Here is a 22111-nt window from a genome sequence, read left to right as displayed (position 1 = left end):
TCAGTCGTCGCCGGGTGCGACGCCGCGTCGGGGCGATTCCAGCGAGATGTCCAGGTCTTCGAGGAGTTCCTCGACCTCCGCGCGCTTCTCTTGATGATCTTCGAGGAACGCCTGCATCAGTTCGGCGGCCTGCTCCTTGCAACCGCCGCAGAGTCGCTCGCCGTTCACGCATTCGTCGTAGACCTCCTTGGCGAACTCGTCGTCGTCGCCCGCGAGGAGATAGGCGTAGAGTTCGTAGACGGGGCACTCATCGGCTTTGCCGCCGAGTTCGCGCTGTTTCTCGGCGGTCTCGCGGCCGCCGGTCGTCGCGGCTTTCACTTTCTCGTACCCCTCCTCAGGATCGTCGAGAAGCGAGATGTGCGACGCCGGGATCGACGACGACATCTTCCCGCCGGTCAGTCCGGTCATAAAGCGGTGGTACACCGACGACGGCGGCACGAACCCGTAGCCGCCGTTGTCGAGCTCGATCTCCTGCGCCAGTTCCTCGGCCTCCGCGGCGTCGAGATCGAATGCGTCCACGTGTTCGTCGTACCGCCGTTTCTCGCCCGGAACGGCCTCGATGAGCGCCTCGAAGGCCTCCTCGGTGGCGTTGAGGTCGAGGAAGCGAACGCGGGGGCGGAGCGGCTCCATCCCGCCGTTTTCGAGTTTCTCGACGGCGGAGTCCCGAACGGCATCGTCGACGACGACGCCGCGTTCGTCCAGCGCCGTCTGGTCCGCTTCGGCGAGCCACGCGCCCGCCTCCTCACAGCGGGGTCGATCGGGCTCGTCGGCGTACTCGTCGCGGGCGTCGTAGACAGCGCCGACGAGAGCGCGTTCGGCGTCTGTGAGTTCGAAGCTCGCGTACGCTTCGGTCACGCCGAAGAAGCGCATCCGCGCCGCGAGGTCGCGAGCGAAGCGAACGTGCGGGTCCTGATCGGGGCCAACGGGGATAACCGTCGGCTTCGGTTCCTCCAACTGGGGATAGAGGATGTCGGCCATCTGGGTGACGACCGACTGCATATGTGAGACGTTCGTCTCGCCGTCGAAGCCGTAGATGCCCTGGAACTCCGAGAAGTTCGCCTTCGAGCCGAGTTCGAACGCGAGATCCTGCAGTTCGCGGTTGTCCGACTGTCGATAGAGTTCGCCCTCTTCGGGATCGAAGCCGAGCGCGAGCAGGCTGAGGAGGTAGTCCCGGGCGTGCTCGTCGATCTCCACCCACGACATTCCGCGTGCGGAGTGCGCTTCGAGGTCGGCGATCAGGGCGTAGGCGTCCGCGCCCTGCTCTTGATGCCAGATTATCTCGTCGAACACCAGTTTGTGGCCGATGTGGGGGTCGCCGGTCGGCATAAAGCCCGAGAGGACGGCCGCGTCCTCGCCCGCGCGGAGCGCGTCGGCGACGGGTTCGTAGTCCCGGTGACCGAAAATGACGCCCCGACGCATCAGGTGGTGCGGGTTCGGAGTCTGTGAGAGGACGTCGTCGAACTCGCCGATGCCGAACTCCTCGAAGAGTTTCCGGTAGTCGGAGACGGTCGAGGAGCCCCACGGGTCGAGCGCGACGTCGTCGGCACCGGCCGCGGCGTCGTCGGTACCGCCGTCGGCCAGCGCCCGGCGTGCCTGCTCGTCGTTCTGGGCCTCGCGCTCGGGGGCGTCGTGGTCTCGTGTCATAAGGTGAGTCGGGCTACCGAGAGCCAGTCTATCTCGCCGTTCGCCGCGGTGAGCGCAAAAACCATTCGCTTCCGGACCCCGCCGGCGAGCCTGACGTCCAGTGAGAGGTCCCGCGGGTAGAAGACGTGGTCCGGCGCCACCACCCGCACGAGATCCGTCGAGTGAGAGAGGTCCTCGACGCCGGTGAACTCGTCGTAGACGCGGAAGTCCGCGCCGAACTTGAACCCGCTCTTGGGAACGACGCCGCGGTCCCGGAGCGCGGCGTACGCCCGCAACCGGCGGTCGAACCGCTCGCCCTCGACTTCCCGGCCGAGCGCGACGACCGCGGCGGGGTCGGCGTCGACGGCGCCGCGCTGGGCGAGGTACGCTCCCTCAACGAGCGAGAGTTGCAGGGGTCCCGAGTCGGCGTTGCGGCCGAACAGCCGCTGGCCGTAGAACCGCCGCTCGTAGAGCGCTTCCGACGCGCCGTAGCAGACGACCCGGTCGCCGAGGAGATCGGCATCGACGGCGGACGGGAGGCCCGCCTCGGTGTCGGAACCCACGCCGGTGTCGTCGGCTGCCATCGTCGTTGCATCGTCGGTTCCCGTCGTCGCCTCGTCGTCCGGTGTCGATGTCTCGTTCTCCGTCGCCGCGTCGGCCTCGGAGCCGACTGCAGGGTCGCTGACTGTCTCGAAGTACGTCAGTTCGCCGTCCTCGTCGACGATCGCGAGGACGACTCCACCGAGCGAGTCCGCGCGGATCGCCTCACGCTCGCCGGCGACGCGGACACGGTGGGCGACCTTCTGGTCCCAGGGGCCGTTTCCACGGGGATAGACGACGAAATCGACGTCGTTCGCCACGTCGCCGGCGACGCCCGGCCACGCTTCGCGGGCGGGCGAGAGATAGAATCCCCGGTCGCGGAGGTCCTTGTAGACCGCGAAGTGAAGCGTCGCGCCCGTCCGGACGAGGTACTCCCGAAAGTCCAGTCGGTGGGGGCCGTCGGCGTCGCTCCCGGCGGCCGCTCCCCCGGCGGTCGCAGATTCGTCCACGACGGCGTCGAGGTCGCCGCGCGAGAGCAGGTGGGCCGCCTCGACGGGAGCCAGTTCGATGCGGTTCCGGTCCAGCGGCCGACCGTAGCCACGGGCGTCGTAGAACCGCTGTCTGGCGTCGCCACCGACGCGGACCACACCGTCGGCCAGTGTCCCGTCCATACCGAAGTGGCGAACCGGCGGCGACATATGACCTGCGATCGGTGGGTACGCAACCGCGTGGGCCGCGCCCCGGCCGACGGCGTCAGCGATCCGGTGACGAGCACCGATCAGGTCGTGAACGACTCACACGTCCCGTCGAGACACCGCCGGCCGCGCGCGGTCTCGAAGACCGGCAGGCCGCAGGCGCAGTCGTCGACGACGACACCTACCGGGATGGCGAAGGCCGTCTCGCAGTCGGGGTAGGCGTCGCAACCGGCGAGCAGACGGCCACCGCGCCGGATGATTCGGAGGTCGTCGCCGCAGTCCGGGCAGTCCCACTCGCGATCGAACCGCTCGCGGACGGCGTCGTCGAGCGACGCACAGGAGCGATCGAGACAGAGTTCGAAGGCTTCGCCGGCCTCGGCGCGGATCGTCGGAAGCCCGCACGCCTCGCAGATGTCGTCGAGGACGGTCGCCCCCGCCGGTAGCGGGAAGGTGACGTCGGAATCCAGGCCGCGGATCGTGCCGCTCGCCCGCACCAGCGGTTCGCCCGTCTCCGGATGCGACCCAACCGGGACGCCCGCCTCCGTGACCGGGTATTCGACCCAGCCGGAGTCCTTGTTCGAGACCACGCGGAGCACCTGCTCGTCGGTGCGGGCGACGAGTCCGAACCCCGAGGAATCGGTCTCGACCGTCAGCGAGTCCGGTCGCGTCAGCCACATCACGGGCTGGTATCCGTCGGCGTCGTGGACCAGCACGGTTCGGTCCGGTTTGACAACCACCGCGACGCGGCCGCGCTGTGTGCGAGTGCGCGCTCCATCGAACGTCGTCGTGCAGTCCCCGGCGAAGACCCGGATTGTCTCGGACATACGCGGTCGTGGTCCCGTCATCGGTGATGAAGTCGCTCACGAAGGTCTTTGTCCGGTGGCGTGCGAGGGGAGATATGGACCTGCCCGACGGCGCAGTGCTGTTCGATATGGACGGGGTGTTGGTGGATTCGGAGACGTACTGGCACCGGTTCGAGGACGAGTGGGTCTTCTCGGCGGCCGTCGCCTCCGGGGACCCCGCTCACGAGGAAGTCACCGGGATGGCCTACGACGAGATTCACGACTATCTCGGCCGGGAGTACGGGACTGCGGTGAGCAAAGCCGAGTTCGTCGCAAAATACGACGACCGCGCGCAGTCGCTCTACGGCGAGGACGTGGTGCTGACCGACGGAATACCCGAACTGTTCGACGCGCTGCGGGCGGCGGGACGGCCGCTCGGAATCGTCTCCTCCGCCCCACAGGCGTGGATCTCGATTGTCCGCGAGCGCTTCGACCTCGGCGACCTCGATCTCGTGTTGAGCGCCGAGGACATCGACGCCCCCGGGAAGCCCGAACCGCACATCTACGAGCGCGCGGTTGCGGACCTCGGCTTCGACCCCACCGACTGCGTCGTTGTCGAGGACTCGCTGCACGGCATCGCTGCCGCCGCGCGAGCGGGGGCGTTCACCGTTGCCTACCGCACGACCCACAACGCGACGCTGGATCTCTCACAGGCGGACTTCGTCGCTGAGGGGCCTGATGGACTCCGCGACGTATTTCTCGGAGAGACGTAGGCGACGGAAGGCGACGCGGGGTCACTTGACGGCGACGGTCCGCGTCGCTCTGACGGGGAGCAGCGGCTCGCTGGGGAACGTCACCTCGACGGCGTACTCCAGTTCGTCGGCGTCGGCCCCGAAGACGCCAACCGGAACGGTCGTCGCATCGGAGAGGTAGGTTTCCGTCTGGCTCATCTCCACGCCGTTGACGGTCACGCGGACGCCGACCGCCACGCCACCCCCGTCGTTGCCGACGACGACGTCGCACATCTCGTTCTGTCCGCGCGGGATGCGATCCGGGAAGTCGCCCCACGAGACGTCGATCGCCGGGAAGTCGCGAGCGTTCTCGATGATCCGTTCTGCGACGCCCGCAGAGAGTCCGGCGCGTTCGAGTTCGTCGGGCCCGGCGGCGACGACCTCTGCGGGGTCGTGGAGGCCGCCGGTCGCGAGCGTCCGCGCACGGTTGGGGCCGATCCCATCGACCGCCGTGAGGCCGACCGCGTCCCGCGGGACGCCGTGTTCGACGCGGGCTTCGACCCGGCGCGCGAGGTTGGCCGCCCGCGGCCCCGAGAACTCCGCGAGGAACTCCCGCAAGGCCGACAGGAGTCGCAAGGCGTTCTGTCGGATGATCCAGGCGTCAGAGCGGAGGTCCGCGGGCGTGCTGTTCTGCATTCCGGCGTAAAGAATCGCGAGCACCTTTCGGGGGCCGTCCTCCAGGCCGGTCGTGACGTCGGAGAGCACCGCGTCGACGGCGTCGGTTTCGGACTGCCGGGCCGACACGGAGTGAAACTCCGCCGCGCCCGCGACCGCCTCGAGGATCCCGTCGACGTCGATTGTCTCCCGGGTACAGAGGCCGTGGAAGCGCTCGGCGGTGTCGAGGCGGAGGTAGTACTTCGACGCGAGGCGGCCGAGCAGCGTCCCGTTCACCGAGAGGTCCTCACTCATCCCGACGAAGCCGCGGTCGACGAGCGATTCAAGCGTCTCGCGAACCCGCGCGCGGAGGTTCGCGAAGTCGTATTCCTCGGGCTTCGACTGCGCGCGCCGGTAGTAGAACGTGGTCTCCAGCCACGAGAGCACGTCGTCGAGGTCGCGGATGGTCCCCATTGCGATCTCGGCGTTGAGGTGGGAGTCGAGATCCTCTGCCAGTCGGGACTCGATGTCTTTTCCCTCCCGGAGCAGTCGTCGGTACTTGTCCGCGTCCGCGCGGTCGCAGACGACCCAGCCGTACCCGACGTCGTCGTACCCCGGCCGACCCGCGCGCCCGAGCATCTGGAGGATGTCGAGCGGCGAGATGTCGACCTCGCCCTCCAGGGGGTCGTGGTACTTCGTATCGCGGATGACAACGCAGCGCGCCGGGAGGTTCACGCCCCACGCGAGCGTCGACGTCGAAAAGAGCAGTTGGATCTTCCCCTGCTTGAACCACTCCTCGACGCGGTCGCGATCGCCCTTCGAGAGCCCCGCGTGGTGGAACGCGACGCCGTCGGGGACGCTCTTTGCGAGCGTGTCGTCGTCGAGGTCCTGTGCCTCGGTGTGGAAGTCGTAGTCGCCACGCGCGCCCATCGGGATGTCCCGTTCGGCGATCACGTCCCGGGCCTTGCCCGCCGCCCGAGAGGCGTCCTGCCGCGAGGAGACGAACACGAGCGCCTGTCCGTCGTCGCGGATGTGTTCCTCGGCCAGATCGAGTGCGCTGTAGAGTCGGCGGTACTTGTCGGCGAAGGCGTTGTCGCCGTGGGTGTAGGTATCCACACCGGCGTGGAGATCGACGGGGCGGTACTCCTCGCCGAACTCGAAGGTGGTCTCCTCGGCGGCGTCGAGCCACCCCGCGACGTCCTCGATGTTCGGCATCGTCGCCGAGAGCGCGACGATCCGCGGGTCACAGATCCGACGGAGCCGCGAGACCGTGACCTCGAGGACGCCGCCGCGGGTGTCAGAGTCCAGGAGGTGGACCTCGTCGATGACGACGCAGTCGACGTCCGCGATGAACGAATAGCGCGTGGAGTCGTGCTTCCGCGTCGCTGAGTCGGTCTTCTCGGGCGTCATCACCAGGATGTCCGCGCGTTCGGCGCGCCGGGGATTCAGATCGCGTTCGCCAGTGACGACGTAGACCGAGTACCCGAGGTCCTCGAAGCGCTCCCACTCCGATTCCTTCTCGTTAGTGAGCGCGCGCATCGGGGCGACGAACAGCGCCGTGCCGCCGTCGGCGAGCGTCTGGCAGATCGCTAACTCCGCGAGCGCGGTCTTGCCCGAGGCGGTCGGCGCGGCCGCGACGACGTTCTCGTCCCGTTCGAGGATGGCGGGCGCGGCCTCCCGCTGCATTCGATTGAACTCCTCGAAGCCGAACGCCTCCGCGAACTCCGGGACGACCTCGGCGACTTTCACGTCGCGAACCTCCCCGAGGGCGCACGGCGCCCGAACGCGAGAGAGACGGCGCTCGGCGGACGGGACCGAACGTGACCAGAGGAAAGAGTGAACGGAGCGAGACGAGTCATATCCCACAACGGGGCTTCCGGGTGCAAAGTCGTTTCTCCATCGACCGTGGGAATCGGTTCGCCACCGATCGGGCGAACGGGTTCTTCATCGGCCGCACGAGTCGTTCACCCACCAACCGCGCGAACGTGTTTTCTACCAGCTACGGGAAACGCGGCCGGAACGCGGACGGAACGCGGCTGGATAGCGTGAAACGCCCCGCACGGCTCACACGCTACTCGTCTGCGCGTCGTCTCGGGAGGACCTGCCCCCAGAGCACCTTGTCGAGTAGTCTCACGGTCGTCGGCTCCGTAACGGAGAGTTGACAGGAGAGCCGCGGGTAGCCGAATCGGACCGCCGCCGCGTCGTGCCAGTGGCTCGGCTCCGGCGCGGGGTCGACGTCGACGGTGCAGGTCGCACACAGTCCGCGCCCGCCGCAGTTAGTGTGCCGGGAGAGCGAGCCGTAGACGGAGAACCCCCGGTCGAGCAGCGCCCGGCGGAGGTTCGCACCACGCTCGACGTCGACGGTCGTCTCGGTGTCGCCGTCGATGACGGTCAGCGGAACCGGATCGTCCATACCGATACCTGGGCCGCCGGCCACCTCACTGTACCGGCGGCGGCGAGCAGTCCGGCCGGTCGTCGCGACCGCGCCGTTCCCCGATACCACCCCCACACCTCATTACGGCCGGTCGCCAACGCGGGGTATGGAACTCGAGTGCGCCTTCTTCGGCCCGTTCCGTGATTCGGTCGGGATGAAGACGGTCGTCGTCGACACCGACGCCGAGGCCGTCGGCGACCTCCTGGCCGAACTGACCGAGCGGTACCCGGAGCTGGAGGGCCGACTCCGCGAGGACGGCGAACTGGCTGGGGAGGTCGTGGTGACACTGAACGGGAGCCACGTGCAGCACGAGAGCGGGTTCGAGACGTCGCTGTCGGATGGGGACGTGATTCGTGTCTCGCCGGCCGTCTACGGCGGGTAGCGAGGAGGCCAGGCGGGCGAACAGGGAGGCGATCGGCAGGCCGGTGAACGATTGAAGCGACCGCCCCGATCAGTCGTCGGCCGATGCCTGGGCCGCGCCCGAGTCGAACCGCGGTTCGGGAACGGTTCCGTCGTCGTTCCACTGCCGAGCGTCGTAGTATTCGGTGAGTGCGGTGTCGATGCCAGGGAGGTCGTATGGCAGTTCGTCGTCCGCGCGGTCGTAGCCGCGATGGTTGTTGAAGTGCCGCTCTCGCTCGATGACGCCCGCACCGACGTCGAGCAGGTCCGCGTAGTCGGTGTCGAAGAGCGCCTCGAAGTCCTCGGGGTCGATGTACTGCCCCGAGAACGCACAGACGATACCCGAGTCGCGGAAGGCGCAGTAGTTCTCCTGTTCGATCAGCGTCTCTACCTTGTCGGTGGTTCCTTCGGCTTCGATCACGCCGCCGTAGGTGAGGCCCATCATCTCCCCGTACAGGTGGTCGCCACCGCGGTTCGAGACCGCGTACTGGAGACCGAGTCCGTGCAGGACGCGGCCGTCGTGGGCGGCGAACTCCATTCCCTTCATCGTCATATCGTCGACGCCGAGGTCGTCGTGAGCGCGGTGGACACCCTCCGCGAGCAGGTCGCCGACGCCCTCGCGTCGGGCGATCTGTTCGGTCACCTCCTGTGCGAGATCCGCGTTCCCGAACGCACCCTCGCGCTTGAGGTAGGCCGCGACAGTGACGCCCGCAGAGATGGTGTCCATCCCGTACTGATCGCAGAGTTCGTTCGCCTTCATCACGTCCAGAAGGTCGCCGACGCCCTGGCTGGACCCGAAGGAGTAGATCGTCTCGAACTCCGGACCCTCCGTCTCGAAGCCCGTTCCCTCGTCGCGCGTCGGGAGTTTGCACGCGAAGGCACACTGCGAGCAGGCCGCCTTTTTATACTTTTTCTCTTCGACCGCGTTGCCGCCGATGTCGGCGGCGTGTTCGAACTCGTAGTCCTCGAAGTAGTGGGTCGGCAGCGAGAAGTTATCGTTGATGAACTCGGTGCCGCCGGCCGTTCCCTGGCGCTTCATACTGTCCTCGGCGGTGGCCGCATCGCGGTGGATCTCTCCGGCGGCGTCCGCGGGGACATCGACGTCCGGGCGGGAGTCACCCTCGAACGTGACGAGTTTCACGTTCTTCGACCCCAGAACGGCCCCGAACCCGCCGCGGCCGAAGGCCCGCGAGTCGAACGTCATCACGCTGGCGAACCGGACGAGATTCTCACCTGCGGGGCCGATTGCGACGCAGTTCTCCGGGCCGAGGTCGTGGTGTTCTTCGGCGTAGTCGCTCACCGCCGGGACGAGCGCGCCCGCGAGTTCCGGAACCGCCTCGAAGGTCACGCCGTCGTCGCGGACGTGGACCGCGAGTAGGTCGTCGCTCTCGCCGACCAGTTCGACCACGCTGACACCCGTATCAGCGAAGTTCCGCGAGAGGTAGCCGCCAGCGTTCGAAGAGCAGAGACCGTCCGTCAGCGGCGACAGCGCGGTCATATTCATCCGCCCGGTGAAACTCATCCGGGCGTGTTGCAGCGGCCCCGTCGAAAGATATGCGCGGTTCGCCGGCCCGAACGGATCGGCGTCGAACGGGATGCGATCGTGTGCGAGGTGCGTCGCCGTGGCTCGCCCGCCGATCGTCTCGGACAACAGATCGTCGATGTCGGTGCGCGTCGCGGTCCGGTCGGTGAGGTCGATAGTGAGGAGCGGACCTTTGGCGTGGAGCATCTTGACGGGCTACGGGAGCAAATAGCAATTAGCTTTGGGACGTTACGCGTGAGCGGTCACCCGAAACAGCACAGCAACAAGTAGCGACTGCGCGGTGTGGATGTTTTACAGCATCACATTTGATAAGCCGGCAGCAAATTTGAAGTGTATATCAGCTGAGTTCTGTATATTGATGGTGCCCGTATCGGATGCGGATGTTCTCCCGCTCCAACCGTACGTTGACAGCGGTTACGGTGCCTCGCGAGACGAACTGGACTCAGCACTGGAGGCGCTCGAGGACTCGACGGACCTCGCGTTCGGTGGACTCGCCGACGCCGCCGAGTTCGACACTGACTCGCTCTCCCCGAAACACGCTGGAGCAATCGTGTTCGCGACGGGACCTGACGTCGTCCCCGAGCACATCGACCGGCCGACAGTGTGGGTATCCACAGACGCGGCGACGGCCGCGCGAGCGATCGAAGCGGGCGCGATCGACGTACTGACCTGGAAGCCGGGAACGGATCCCTCGCTTCTCGCGGCGAAGTGCGCGCGCGCGTTCGAGTCAGTCGAAGCGCCAGGCGTAGACATCGACGCCGACCGATCTGCGTCGGTGAACGACTGGAAGCGGGTTCGGGCGCTGGAACGGATCGAAGATGGAATCATCGAAATCGACTCCACCGACAGAATTACGTATGTCAACAGCGCCGCGGCCGGGTTTCTCGACGCCGAGAGGGCCGAGGCGGTCGGAACGGTGCTCGGAGACCTGCTCTCCGAGGAGACGGCCGAGCAACTCAGCGACCAGTTACGGGAGGCGCGCTCGACGGGCGAGGTGACGGGCGTCGAGATCACGACGCCGAACGACCGGTGGTTCGACGTCACCCTGTACCCGGACGGCGACGGAACCGAGGGCGATCTCGAGGGAGCGCGCCTGGAGGCGGTTAGAGGCGTCGTTCCACCGGCAATCCGAGATGCGCTCGAAGATGTGCACGGCCAGGACGGCGGCGTCAAGCGCGAAGTCCGCGTTCCGACCACTGACGGCGTGAGTTTCTATCTGCTCCGGAGCGTCTCCTACAGGAGCGAGGGCGTCGAACGAGCGTTCGTCGTGCTGACTGACGTCACGGAGGTCAAACGGCAGGGAACGCATCTGCAGGTACTCCACCGGCTCCTCCGGCACAACCTCCGCAACCGAACGAACGTCATACAGGGCCACGCGGACCTCATCGAAGCCAGGGCCGAAAAGGAGCAGATCGGGACCTACGCCGAACAGATCGCCAGTGCCTGTCAGGCGCTCGTAAATACGAGCGAAACGGCCCGCGCAATACAGCGCGTTCTCCGGAATAGCGATGCCGAGCCCGAACGGCTGTCGCCCGCGGACGCAGAGACCCGACTCCGGCGGCTCGTCTCCGCGACTGCGGGGGCAGATGCAGTCGACGTGCAGGTCACCGTGGATGTGGCGACGAGCGTCCGGTACGACGAACTGGTCGAGAGCGGGTTACGGGAACTGCTCGAAAATGCGATCGAATACGGGACGCCGGATCCGGACGCTGTCGTCGAGATTTCGGTCACGAGCGACGACGGCACGGTCCGGTTCGCGGTCAGCGACGACGGACCGGGTATTCCCGAGGCGGAGTGGTCGGTCGTCACCGAGGACCGGGAGATCACGCAACTCCAGCACGCCTCCGGACTGGGCCTGTGGCTCGTCAAGTGGGTCGCCGACGCACGCGGCGGGGATCTAAAACTCGTCGTCACGGACGAGCCCGGGACGACGGTGGCGATGGACCTGCCGGCGTGACAGAACCGGCCGTCGACCTCGGTGGCAAGTGAACCGAACGGGATCACGAATCGCCACCAGCCATCCGCAGGTTTTTGCTCCGGCGGACTAAGATAGGGGTATGAGCGGGACGGGCAGGCGCAAGCCGGACTGGCTGAAGATGCGACCGCCTGCGGGGCGTCAGTTCACCGACATCAAGCAGACGCTGCGCGACAGGGACCTCAACACGGTCTGTGAAGAGGCCAACTGTCCGAATATGGGCGAGTGTTGGAGCGGCCGGGACGGCCCTGGGACAGCGACGTTTATGCTGATGGGAGACCGCTGCTCGCGCGGCTGTAACTTCTGTGACGTCGAGACCGGCGGGATGGAGGCACTCGACCCCGAGGAGCCGGCGAACGTCGCCGACGCTGTCGCCGAAATCGGTCTCGATTACGTCGTCCTCACGTCGGTCGATCGCGACGACCTGCCGGATCAGGGCGCGAGTCACTTCGCGGAGACGATCCGGGAGATCAAGAACCGCGATCCGACGATCCTCGTTGAGGTCCTGATCCCGGACTTCCAGGGCGAACCGGAGTTGGTGCGAGAGATCATCGACGCCGGGCCGGACGTGATCGCTCACAACGTCGAGACCGTCGAGCGCCTCCAGTGGCCGGTCCGTGATCGGCGGGCTGGCTACGAGCAGTCGCTGTCGGTACTCGAACAGGTGAGCGAGGAATCGGACGTGTACACGAAGACGAGCCTGATGCTCGGACTGGGCGAGTACGATCACGAGATCTACCAGACGCTGTCTGACCTCAGGGAAGCCGACGTGGACGTGGTCACGCTGGGACAGTATCTCCAGCCCTCTCGATCGCACCTCGATGTCTTCGAGTACGTCCACCCGGACGCGTTCGAGACGTGGCAGCGCGTCGCCGAGAAGGAACTCGGTTTCCTCTACTGCGCGTCGGGGCCGATGGTCCGCTCGTCGTACAAGGCGGGCGAACTCTTCGTCGACGCGGTCCTCCGGGACGGCAAGGACGTCGACACCGCCCGGCAGGAAGCGCGCGCAGCGAGCGACTGAGGACGGTCAGCGGGATCCGGCAGGGCATTCATCGCTCGCGTGGCCGGGAGAGCCAGCACCCAACGAGCGGGGCGTACATCCCGAGACTGAAACACCTGCTCGACGAATGGGGGAGCAATATGTTCGGAACACGGGGCCGAAAAGAAACGATAGCGGTGCAACTGCGGTGTAATCGATGACGCTCGTCAGCCTACAGACGACCGCGGCGTCGAACGGGTACATCAGCGAGGTGCTCGTAGGCATCGGACTGCCGACGCAACTCGCGAACACGGTCGCTTCGGGCGTCGTGTTCGTTGTCGTGTTCGTCGCCGTCTACCTGTTCAGTAAACTCGCAGTGGTGCCGCTTGCTGCGCGACTGCTCGACAATCGCGGCATCGAAGAACACGTCCGGAAGCCGCTCACCCTGATCCTGTACGGCATACTGCTGTTCGTCGCCGTCGGCCTCGCCTTCTCGCTCGCCGGGTTCGGGAACATCCTGGTCGCGCTGTCGACAGTGACGGCCGCCGCGACCCTCGCAGTCGGGTTAGCGATGCAGGACGTCCTCAAGAACTTCGTTGCCGGCGTGTTCATCTACACCGACGAACCGTTTCGGACCGGCGATTGGATCGAGTGGGAGGGCAACTCCGGCTACGTCGAGGACATCAGTCTGCGGGTGAGTCGGGTTCGGACGTTCGACAACGAACATCTCACGGTCCCGAACTCACAACTGACTGACGGCGTGATCAAAAACTACGATACGCACGGAACCCTCCGGCTGAAGTTCACCTTCCGGGTCGCCTTCGACGACGATCTCGACCGGGCGAGAGACATCGTCGTCGAGGCGGCGAAAGCACAGGACGGGATCCTCGACGAACCGGAGCCGTCAGTGCGACTGGTGGAACTGAACGACGCCTCGTTCGGACTGCAGAGCCGTATCTGGATCGACGACCCCGGCGGGTCGGACTTCCTCGGGATCCGCGGCCGGTTCGTGCAGCGGGTCACTGAGCGCTTTGCAGCCGAGGGGATCACCATCCCCTACCCACACCGGACCGTGGACGGTTCCTTAGAGCAGGTCGATCCGTCGTCCCGAGCGACCACCGACGACTGAGTGCGGGCCGCGCTGTGTTACCGTCTTGCGGCTCCGGGGACTTTGCGATATGTGCCCACACAGCTTTGGCCCCTGCACCCACAGTACGGTGTATGCCTGGAATGGACGAGGAGACGGCTAATCTGATTCTCGAGATACGGGAGGACGAGCGCCGGCGGACGGTCCTCGATCACCTCGCCGACGAAGCGAAGAACGTGAGCGACAGCGGGAGCGATGCGAACGCCGACGTGCGAACGATTCTCGACGAATTTGCGTCAGAAGGCATCGTCGAGCAAGACGGGGCGAGTTACGCGCTCACCGACATCGGCGAGCGGTTCCACAAGTACGCCACAGCGGACTGGAACCCGTCGAACGAGGGCACCAAGCGAGCGGCGACCTTCGAGACGGTATCGGACTGTGAGTGGCACTGCTCGGCGTGTGAACTGCCGAGTTCGCAACCCGCGAAAGACATCCAGATGCTTCGGAAGGAAGGGTTCGAGTTCGTCCAGAACACAGGGCAGGGCCAGGGCGACTACCGCGACTGCGAGACCTGCGAAGCGACGACGTTCCACCGGAAACTCAAGTACCCGTTCCCAACCCAGCAGTCGATCACGCGGCAGGATATGCCGGACTCGTTCAAGCGACGGGTCCGGGACCTCTACGACCACCGCGACGCGTTCGACGGGTCCTCCCCGAGCACGACGCTGGAAGTCGATCACCGCGTGCCGGAGGTGCGCTGGGAGGAGTCCGAGAGTTTCGACTACAAGTCGATGTCCAGCGAAGACATCGAAGAGCACTTCCAGATTCTCTCGCGGAAACACAACCTCCTGAAGAGCCGGAAGTGTGAATCCTGTGTCGAGAACGGGACACGACCGCCGTTTATGCAGATCGAATACTACTACGAAGGCGACGCGGAGTACGACGATGACCTCGGGTGCGTCGGCTGTGGGTGGTACAACCCCCACGAGTGGCGGGCGTCGCTTCAATCGGAAATCGACGGGTAAACGGCAAAAAGAGATATACTATCTGCGTTGCTTGCCTTACGTAGTCTGGAGGTTTCCGTGTCTGCACAAGTTGGCGAGAGTACGGTCGCACTGGTTCTGCAGGTCGTGGAGTTGAACTGCGACGGCGAGCACCTGGTCGCCTTTTCGGAGGCGCAGATCGCTCAGACGTTGCAAGGGAGCGGGCTGGAACGGTCGGAAATCGAGCGTGCGCTGTCGGAACTGACAGCGCGCGGCGAACTCGTCCACACTGAAGACGGCTACCGGTGTGCGGAGTAACGACCGCGAGGATTCGCCATTGAGGGATCCCGAGCGCGGAGCGAGGCCGGCCCGGAACCCCGTGGTTATTATATATGACCGGCGACGAACATTCGAGAGACCAGCGAATGCCGGACACGGACTTCGACCGCTCGGCGGTCAGCATACTCGACCTGTTCTGCGGCGGCGGCGGGCTCTCTGAGGGCTTCCTGCAGGCCGGCTTCGACGTCGTCGCCGGTGTCGACGCCGAAGCGGACTTTCTCGCGACCTACGAAGCGAACCACGAGGATGCGCTCGCGATCCAGACCGACCTCTCGACGGTCGATCCCGGGTCGTTCTTCCAGTCGCACCCGATCCAGAAGGACGACATCGACGTCGTGATCGGCGGTCCGCCGTGCAAGGGGTTCAGCATCGCCGGCCACCGCGACCCGGACGACGAGCGCAACTACCTGGTCGGGATCTTCATCGACTTCGTCGAGTACGTTCAGCCGGACGCATTCGTGATGGAGAACGTCCCCGGTATCAAGTCGATGGAAGGCGGTGACACGCTCCGGGCGATTCTGGAAGGGTTCCAGCGGGCGGGGTACGAAAAGCCCGCCTACGAGACGTTGAACGCCGCCGACTACGGCGTTCCACAGAAGCGCCACCGCGTGATCTTCCAAGGGCGGCGCGACGACTCGATTCCGACGTACCCGGAGCGCACGCACGGGCCATCGAAGCAAGCGACGCTGACCGGCAAGCAGCGGGAGCCCTACGTGACCGTCGAGGAGGCCCTGTTGAAGCGAGGCGACGCGGAGTCGATCGAGGAGCTGCCGAACCACGAGACGACGAATCACTCCGAGGAGATGATCGAGCGCATCGCCGACGTGGATCCCGGCGAGAGTTTATACGAGAGTTACGGCGACAGTTGGCGACGGCTCCCCCGCGATGAGCCCTCGATCACGGTCAAGGAGAACCACAACGCGCCGTTCATCCACCCCGTCGAGGATCGTGTGGGATCGGTTCGCGAGTGCGCAGTGCTTCAGTCGTTCCCCGACGACTACGTGTTTCAGGGGCCCAAGAGCACGCAACTGAAAGTCGTCGGTAACGCCGTGCCGCCGGGCCTCTCGGAAGCCATCGCGGAGGCGCTGGCGGGTGATCTCGCGGCGATGCGGCGGGCCGACGTCGTAGACCCTGAATGACGCTTACTCTTCAGGCTTGACGACGTTGTACCCTTCGAGAACCTTGCCGAGACGGGACATCGAGGCGACGACAACGTCGCACGCGGGCCGGACGGCGTCCTTCGGCAGGTAGCCGACTGACAGACCCGCGACCTCCAGCATCGGGAGATCGTTGGCGCCGTCGCCGACGGCTATCGTCCGATCCAGTGGCACGGCGAGATCGTCGGCGAGCGATTCTAGTGCTTCGTCTTTCGTCCCCGTGACGAGTGGGCCGCCGACCGTACCGGTGAGGCGTCCGCCCGCCATCGGGAGTCGGTTGGCGACAATGGTATCGACCTCGACGCCCTCGTGGTCCAGCGCCCGCTCGACGCCGCGCTCGAAGCCGCCTGTGAAGATGGCGACGTGGTGGCCGGCGTCGCGGAGTCGCTCGATGAGGTCGGCCGCGCCGGGGCGGAGTCGCACGTCACCGAAGGCCTCCTCGGCGGCTTCCGCATCGAGCCCGTCGAGCAGCGACGCTCGCTCCCGGAGGCTTTCTGCGTAGGAGAGTTCGTCGTTCATCGCACGTTCAGTGATGTCGGCGATCCGGTCGGCGACGTCTATTTGCTCGCCGAGCAGGACCATCATCTCCGAGTCAGAGAGCGTTCCGTCGAAGTCGAAGGCCACAAGTCGCATATCTGGGCGTCGTCGCGGGAGGGTTTCAAGCCACCTATCACGACACCCCACAAGAGTCGGTAACAGACCGCAAACAGCTGTTGGCGACGAGAAGAAACGTTTAACCCCCGAAACCAGATAGGGTTCGTATATGAGGGTGCTTATTACGGACCCGATCGACGACGCGGGGCTCGAACGCCTCCGCTCGTCGGGCCACAACGTAGAGACGGCCTACGACGTGGAGGGCGACGCGCTGCTCGAAGCGGTCGCAGACGCCAACGCGCTGGTCGTTCGGTCCGGAACCGAGGTCACCGAGGCGGTGTTCGAGGCCGCCAGTGATCTCGTCATCGTCGGTCGCGCCGGGATCGGCGTCGACAACATCGACATCGACGCCGCCACGGAGTACGGCGTGGTCGTCGCTAACGCGCCAGAGGGGAACGTCCGCGCGGCCGCCGAGCACACCGTCGCGATGTCGTTCGCCGCCGCGCGATCGATCCCGCAGGCTCACGTCCGGCTCAAGGGTGGCGAGTGGGCTAAAAGTGACTACCTCGGGACCGAACTCAACGGAAAGACGCTCGGTATCGTCGGCCTCGGCCGCGTCGGTCAGGAGGTCGCCAAACGCCTCGACGGACTCGGGATGGACCTCGTCGCGTACGACCCGTACATCAGCGAGGAGCGAGCCGGCCGGCTCGGTGCCGAACTCGTCGAGTTCGAGGCCTGCCTGAAGACCGCGGATTTCCTGACCGTCCACACGCCGCTAACGCCCGAGACCGAGGGGATGATCTCGACCGAGGAACTCGAACTGATGGGCGGCGGCTTCCTCGTGAACTGCGCCCGCGGGGGCGTCGTCGACGAAGACGCGCTCGCGGCGGCCGTCGACGACGGTATCCTCGACGGGGCCGCAGTCGACGTCTTCGCGGACGAACCGGTCTCGCCGAACAGTCCACTGCTCGACGTCGACGAGATCGTCGTCACGCCGCATCTCGGGGCGTCGACGGAGGCCGCACAGGAGAACGTCGCCACCTCCATCGCCGACCAGATCGACGCGGCGTTCGCGGGCGAACCGGTAATGAACGCGCTGAACGCGCCCTCGGTGGACGAGAGCGTCTTCCCGCGCATCCGTCCGTACATCGGCCTCGCCGAGACCGCCGGCAAGATCGCCGCGCAACTGCTCAACGGCCGGATCTCCACGGTCGAGGTCTCCTACGAGGGCGACATCGCCGAAGAGGACATCGAACTCGTCACCGCCTCCGCGCTGAAGGGCGTCTTCGAACCGCTGGAGTGGCAGGTCAACTCGGTCAACGCGCCGCAGATCGCCGAGGAGCGTGGGATCGAAGTGACCGAATCCAAGCGGCTTCAGTCGGCTGACTTCCAGAGCCTCGTGACCGTCGAGGTCGGCAACGACGAGAACTCCCTGAGCGTCTGTGGGACGCTCTTCGCCGGTGAGGACCCGCGGATCGTCAAGATCGACGGCTACCGGGTCGATGCGATCCCGACCGGAAAGATGCTCGTCGCCCGCAACGCCGACAAACCCGGCGTCATCGGGTTCATCGGGTCGGTGCTCGGCGACCACAACATCAACATCGCGGGGATGTTCAACGCCCGGCGCGACGAGGAGGGCGGCGAGGCGCTCACTGTCTACAACCTCGACGATCCCGTCCCGGAAGACGTCGTCGCGACGATCCTCGCTGACGACCGGATGATCGACGTCACGTATCTCACGCTCAACGGCACAGACGACCGCAAAGCGTGATCGACCGACGTCGAGCGCTACGATCGGATCCGTTTCGCCACGGATCGGAGTCGCTCGACGACGACCCCGACCGCTGCGCGCAGAGCGCCGACCGCATTCGGTTCTGACTCGGGTTCGGGAGTTGTCTCTGTCGCACGCTCGAGTTCCACCGTTCGCTGCCGGAGTTGCCGTTCGTAGCGGTCGATGACGTCCTGGCGCTCGCGACGACGACGGTCCAGACAGCGCTCCAACCGTCCGACCTCGTGTTGGAGACGGACGTTCTTCGCTTCGAGGCGTTCTGTCGCCCGTTCGAGTTCGGCGATCCGATCGACGAGCAGCGACGACGACGGCGGGCCGGTACCCGGCGCGGTGGTCGCATCGTTGTCGGCGGGCGAGGAGGGGGAGGACGACATACGTACTGACACGGGTCCACACCGCAAAGAAAGCCCGTCAGACGAGCGACAGACGGCGAGCGGTGCCGAACGTGTCGGCGGACGGCGAGAAAAGCGAGTCGCGGGCGGGCAGAAATGAGAAGACGGGACCGTTAACGAGTGAAGACGGGAAGGTGGGATCCCTGACGGGCGGAAACGGCGAAAACAGAATCACTGACGGGTCGCGGATAGGTGAAGACGGGTCGAACGCGACGTTACTTCGCGCCGATGTGCTCCAAGACGGCCTGCGTGTCGTTAGCGACAGGTTCGGGGTCGCCGCCGGCCTTGTACGCGGCGTCGGGGTCCTTCAGCAGGTGGCCGGTGGTGAGACAGACGATGTCCTCGTCGGCGTCGACGACGCCGCGGTCGCGGAGTTTCTTCACCCCAGCGATCGACGCCGCGGAGGCAGGTTCGACGCCGATGCCCTCCTTGGCGAGGTCGCGCTGCGCTTTGGTGATCGCCTCGTCGGAGACGTCGACGGCCGTGCCGCCGGTCCCGCGGATCCCGGGCAGCGCCTTCGGGGCGTTGACCGGGTTGCCGATGCGAATCGCCGTCGCGCGGGTCTCGACGCTCTCCCAGCGCTCGGTGTCTTCCCATCCGTGTTCGATCGCTTCGACCATCGGGGCGGCCCCCTCGGCCTGGACGCCAGTGAGTTTGGGGACCTCCGCCGGGTCGAGCGCGCCGGACTGGACGAGTTCGCGGAACGCCTTGTACAGCGCGGAGGTGTTGCCTGCGTTCCCCACCGGGAGGACGATCCGGTCGGGGAACCGGCCGTAGTCGTCACGGAACTCCTCGAGGATTTCGAGCCCGATCGTCTTCTGGCCTTCCAGACGGAAGGGGTTCAGAGAGTTGAGAAGATACACCTCGCCGCGCTGTGCGAGGTTCTGGACGATGTCGAGGCACGCATCGAAGTTGCCGTCGACTTCCAGGATCCGCGCGTCGTGAAGCGCGGCCTGTGCAATCTTGCCGGCTGCGACCTTCCCCGCCGGGAGGAGCACGAGCGTCTCCATCCCCCCGCGTGCGCCGTAGGCGGCGAGCGCGGCCGAGGTGTTCCCGGTTGAGGCGCACGCCAGACGGCCGACGCCGAGTTCCTTCGCGACGCGGACGCCGACGGTCATTCCCCGGTCTTTGAACGACCCCGTTGGGTTCATCCCTTCGTGTTTGACGCGGAGCGTGTTGACGCCGATCTCCTCGCGGAGGCGCGGAGCCTCGTGGAGTGGCGTGGCACCCTCCGGGAGGCTGACGCCCACATCGAACGGCAGCGCGGCGTGATACCGCCAGACGCCGCGGCCCTCGTTCTGGAAATCCTCGAACGTCGGCGGGTCGGCGTAACGAACCTCGAGTAAGTGGCCGTCCTCGCCAGTGTACCTGATCTCGTCGAACGGCGCATACGTCTCGCCGGTCTCGATGTCGGCGAGCCAGACCCCGTCTTCGGCGACCGCTGGCGCGTCGGGCGCCGGCGCAGTGAGTTCGAGACTCATCGTAAGGAACCTCGCGTTCGGTCGTGAAAAGGAGGGCGGTTCGCGTGCCGGTATCTAAGAGACCTCAGCAGGGGTGGGTCAGGCGACCTCGTCCTCGCCGTACTCGTCGATGCTGTGATGAACCCGATCGACCCACTCGTCGAGCGCGCCGTGAAGCATCTCTTTGGCCTCGGGGAGTTCAGTCCCGGTGTACTGATAGATATACCCCCCCGAGTCGAGGAGTCGTCGCTCGCGCTCGGCGAGTCCCTTCTCCATCAGCGTGGTGAGCGACCGGTTGACGTTGCTCCGGTCGCGGTCGAGGATCTCTGCGAGTTCCGCGACGGTGCTGCCGGGATTGTCGAGGAGGGTGAGATACGTTCGGCTCTCGTGTCGTTGGATCCCGAAGACGCAAGCGAGGACCTGTTGGAATCCGGGGTTTTCGGTCTCCAAGAGGTCGCTCATCTCTGGCACGTCGCTCATATCATCTATACACCACCGCCGCGACTAAAGTCCGGGGTCGTCGGCAGGAACTCACAGGCCGAACTCGTCACTCCGCGCGGCCGTATCCCATATTCTCGATACAGGTGCGCATCTCGGCCTCGTCGTCGTGTTTGTGTAGCGTCGTGGGCGTGTCGCAGTAGTACGTCTCGCCGTCGTGTCGGAGCGAGAGTTGGTGGGTCCCGCCGAGCAGTTCGGCCTCAACGACGACGCGGCGGCCCTCTCGGAGTTCGTCGAGAATCTCGGTGGCGGTCAACTCGCCGGATTCGATGCGGAGCGGATCGGCCATATTACACGATGGGGGCAGGAGAATATGATAGTTGGCGATTGTGCCGGACGGCGAGAACCGGGATCAGTTCGTCGTCGACCGCGAGCGCTCCTCGGAGTCGGGCGGTTCGACGCCCTCGGCGGCTTCGACGGTCTCGGTCTGCTTGCGGGTGTCGACGTGCCAGCGCGTCACCTCGTCGTCGTACTCGCCGAGACGATCGCTGACTTCGGTTTTGAGGGTGTCGTCGTTGATGTTGACCTCAAAGATGAATGACACCTCGCCTTCGCCGCGCCTCGACTTCTGGATGTTAGCACTGACGAGTTCGTTGTCGAAGTAGTACGGCGCCAACTGGGTCATCACCCGCTGGTAGACGGTGTTCTCGACGCGCCGGAGGGCACGGCGGCCGGCGGAGTCCGCCGCGCGAGCGACGTAGCCCAGCGACTCGGACCACCGTTTCACCGCGCCGTCGCTGTCTCCTTCTTCGACGCGTTCGTAGGACTCCGACAGTCGCTCACCTGCGGTCTGGAGGTCCTCGTCAGGATCTTTACCTGCTTTTTCACCTTCGCCTTCGGAAACGCTCGCCTGGACGGCAGTCTTTTGGCTGACGTCTTCGCCGAGTCGTTCGTGGGACTTCGGCCGCCACTCGTCCCACTCTTCGAAGGCGTCGCCGTCGACGCCCGCATCCCGGAGCGCTCGCGTGATGCGCTCGCCGTGCTCGACGACGTCCCCCCAACTACCCCGAACTTTGAATCCGGAGACGCTCTCTTCCATCGTCTCGGCCGAGGTAGGGACGGCAGGGTATAAAAACCTACTCCGCGCTGTGCGATCGGTACTCACAACCGATGGCGAGAGATCGACCCCAGGGAGAAACACCACAGTCGGCTGTTCGGCTGTGCCTGTGGCGTTCAGAATCCAACGGAGACGAACTCAGCGGTCGCCGTAGATGAACGAGGTCGCAACGTCGTCGAGACGGCTAGCGAGTCCGCCGAGCCACGCGCCCGGTGAGACTTGTCGCAGCGCGTCGTCGTCGACTTCGATGCGCTCTCCCTCGAAAGGGTCCTCGCCGTCGACGTCTGTGGCCTCCACGACGGTCGACATCGAGCATCGACCGCAAGATTCCGTGTTACCGTTCGTACGCATTGCAGAGATTGTTGGCCTAAAAAGCATTAAAATTAGGGGAAGATCGGGC

At 65.8% G+C, this 22111-nt stretch carries 22 protein-coding genes; 9 read left to right on the top strand and 13 right to left on the bottom strand.

What is annotated here, in order from left to right; translation table 11 throughout:
* From ABEI27_RS01305 to ABEI27_RS01295, 3 genes are all read right to left on the bottom strand, one after another.
* The gene (locus tag ABEI27_RS01305) at positions 1–1644 is read right to left on the bottom strand and encodes a tryptophan--tRNA ligase (protein ID WP_375797611.1); all 1644 of its coding nucleotides are present in this window, start codon (positions 1642–1644) and stop codon (positions 1–3) included.
* Entirely contained in the window at positions 1641–2834 is a 1194-nt protein-coding gene (gene endA, locus ABEI27_RS01300) for a tRNA-intron lyase (RefSeq protein WP_375797610.1), read from the bottom strand. Before endA ends, ABEI27_RS01305 begins: the two co-directional genes overlap by 4 nt.
* A gap of 107 nt (positions 2835–2941) precedes the next feature.
* Positions 2942–3682: a DUF91 domain-containing protein gene (locus ABEI27_RS01295; protein ID WP_375797609.1), complete on the bottom strand. Its 741-nt coding sequence runs from the start codon at positions 3680–3682 to the stop codon at positions 2942–2944.
* Between the two features lie 80 nt (positions 3683–3762).
* On the opposite strand from ABEI27_RS01295, the gene ABEI27_RS01290 reads away from it, so the two are divergent.
* On the top strand, positions 3763–4413 hold the full coding sequence (locus ABEI27_RS01290) for an HAD family hydrolase (RefSeq protein WP_375797619.1): 651 nt from the start codon (positions 3763–3765) through the stop codon (positions 4411–4413).
* A 21-nt stretch (positions 4414–4434) separates the two neighbouring features.
* Here ABEI27_RS01290 and ABEI27_RS01285 read toward each other — a convergent pair whose 3' ends face one another.
* Entirely contained in the window at positions 4435–6774 is a 2340-nt protein-coding gene (locus ABEI27_RS01285; protein WP_375797608.1) for a DEAD/DEAH box helicase, read from the bottom strand.
* Between the two features lie 322 nt (positions 6775–7096).
* Positions 7097–7438 (bottom strand): 2Fe-2S iron-sulfur cluster-binding protein, encoded by a 342-nt coding sequence (locus ABEI27_RS01280; RefSeq protein ID WP_375797607.1) that lies wholly within the window; start codon positions 7436–7438, stop codon positions 7097–7099.
* A gap of 127 nt (positions 7439–7565) precedes the next feature.
* On the opposite strand from ABEI27_RS01280, the gene ABEI27_RS01275 reads away from it, so the two are divergent.
* Positions 7566–7841, top strand: a complete 276-nt coding sequence (locus ABEI27_RS01275; protein ID WP_375797606.1) for a ubiquitin-like small modifier protein 1 — start codon at positions 7566–7568, stop codon at positions 7839–7841.
* Positions 7842–7910: 69 nt separating this feature from the next.
* Here ABEI27_RS01275 and ABEI27_RS01270 read toward each other — a convergent pair whose 3' ends face one another.
* Positions 7911–9587, bottom strand: coding sequence for an aldehyde ferredoxin oxidoreductase C-terminal domain-containing protein (locus tag ABEI27_RS01270; protein WP_375797605.1), 1677 nt, complete (start codon positions 9585–9587; stop codon positions 7911–7913).
* 172 nt (positions 9588–9759) lie between these two features.
* On the opposite strand from ABEI27_RS01270, the gene ABEI27_RS01265 reads away from it, so the two are divergent.
* The 6 genes from ABEI27_RS01265 to ABEI27_RS01240 all read left to right on the top strand — a co-directional run bounded on the left by ABEI27_RS01265 (position 9760) and on the right by ABEI27_RS01240 (position 15903).
* A complete protein-coding gene (locus tag ABEI27_RS01265) occupies positions 9760–11358 on the top strand; it encodes a sensor histidine kinase (protein ID WP_375797604.1) in 1599 nt (532 codons plus the stop codon).
* A gap of 100 nt (positions 11359–11458) precedes the next feature.
* Positions 11459–12397 (top strand): lipoyl synthase, encoded by a 939-nt coding sequence (gene lipA / locus ABEI27_RS01260; protein WP_375797603.1) that lies wholly within the window; start codon positions 11459–11461, stop codon positions 12395–12397.
* Positions 12398–12572: 175 nt separating this feature from the next.
* Complete coding sequence (locus ABEI27_RS01255; protein WP_375797602.1) at positions 12573–13484, top strand: mechanosensitive ion channel family protein; 912 nt, start codon at positions 12573–12575, stop codon at positions 13482–13484.
* Between the two features lie 92 nt (positions 13485–13576).
* Positions 13577–14467: a hypothetical protein gene (locus tag ABEI27_RS01250; RefSeq protein ID WP_375797601.1), complete on the top strand. Its 891-nt coding sequence runs from the start codon at positions 13577–13579 to the stop codon at positions 14465–14467.
* 57 nt (positions 14468–14524) lie between these two features.
* Positions 14525–14743: a hypothetical protein gene (locus ABEI27_RS01245; RefSeq protein WP_375797600.1), complete on the top strand. Its 219-nt coding sequence runs from the start codon at positions 14525–14527 to the stop codon at positions 14741–14743.
* 74 nt (positions 14744–14817) lie between these two features.
* Positions 14818–15903, top strand: coding sequence for a DNA cytosine methyltransferase (locus tag ABEI27_RS01240; protein ID WP_375797599.1), 1086 nt, complete (start codon positions 14818–14820; stop codon positions 15901–15903).
* 3 nt (positions 15904–15906) lie between these two features.
* Here the strand turns inward: ABEI27_RS01240 and serB are convergent, their stop codons facing one another.
* A complete protein-coding gene (gene serB, locus ABEI27_RS01235) occupies positions 15907–16554 on the bottom strand; it encodes a phosphoserine phosphatase SerB (RefSeq protein ID WP_375797598.1) in 648 nt (215 codons plus the stop codon).
* A 130-nt stretch (positions 16555–16684) separates the two neighbouring features.
* Between serB and serA the strand changes: the two genes are divergently transcribed.
* On the top strand, positions 16685–18286 hold the full coding sequence (gene serA, locus ABEI27_RS01230) for a phosphoglycerate dehydrogenase (protein ID WP_375797597.1): 1602 nt from the start codon (positions 16685–16687) through the stop codon (positions 18284–18286).
* A gap of 17 nt (positions 18287–18303) precedes the next feature.
* Here serA and ABEI27_RS01225 read toward each other — a convergent pair whose 3' ends face one another.
* The 6 genes from ABEI27_RS01225 to ABEI27_RS01200 all read right to left on the bottom strand — a co-directional run bounded on the left by ABEI27_RS01225 (position 18304) and on the right by ABEI27_RS01200 (position 22020).
* Entirely contained in the window at positions 18304–18678 is a 375-nt protein-coding gene (locus ABEI27_RS01225; protein WP_375797596.1) for a hypothetical protein, read from the bottom strand.
* A gap of 233 nt (positions 18679–18911) precedes the next feature.
* Positions 18912–20177, bottom strand: a complete 1266-nt coding sequence (gene thrC, locus ABEI27_RS01220) for a threonine synthase (protein ID WP_375797595.1) — start codon at positions 20175–20177, stop codon at positions 18912–18914.
* A gap of 78 nt (positions 20178–20255) precedes the next feature.
* Positions 20256–20636, bottom strand: coding sequence for a helix-turn-helix domain-containing protein (locus tag ABEI27_RS01215; protein WP_375797594.1), 381 nt, complete (start codon positions 20634–20636; stop codon positions 20256–20258).
* 67 nt (positions 20637–20703) lie between these two features.
* Positions 20704–20943, bottom strand: coding sequence for a hypothetical protein (locus ABEI27_RS01210; RefSeq protein ID WP_089765359.1), 240 nt, complete (start codon positions 20941–20943; stop codon positions 20704–20706).
* 63 nt (positions 20944–21006) lie between these two features.
* Entirely contained in the window at positions 21007–21693 is a 687-nt protein-coding gene (locus ABEI27_RS01205; protein WP_375797593.1) for a DUF5828 family protein, read from the bottom strand.
* Positions 21694–21849: 156 nt separating this feature from the next.
* Positions 21850–22020: a hypothetical protein gene (locus ABEI27_RS01200; protein WP_375797592.1), complete on the bottom strand. Its 171-nt coding sequence runs from the start codon at positions 22018–22020 to the stop codon at positions 21850–21852.
* Positions 22021–22111 lie beyond the last annotated feature (91 nt).

Origin of the sequence: Halobellus sp. (genome assembly GCF_042218505.1) — an archaeon.
In the GTDB taxonomy this organism is placed as follows: Archaea; Halobacteriota; Halobacteria; order Halobacteriales; family Haloferacaceae; genus Haloquadratum.
This window is presented reverse-complemented; position numbering and strand designations above follow the sequence as displayed.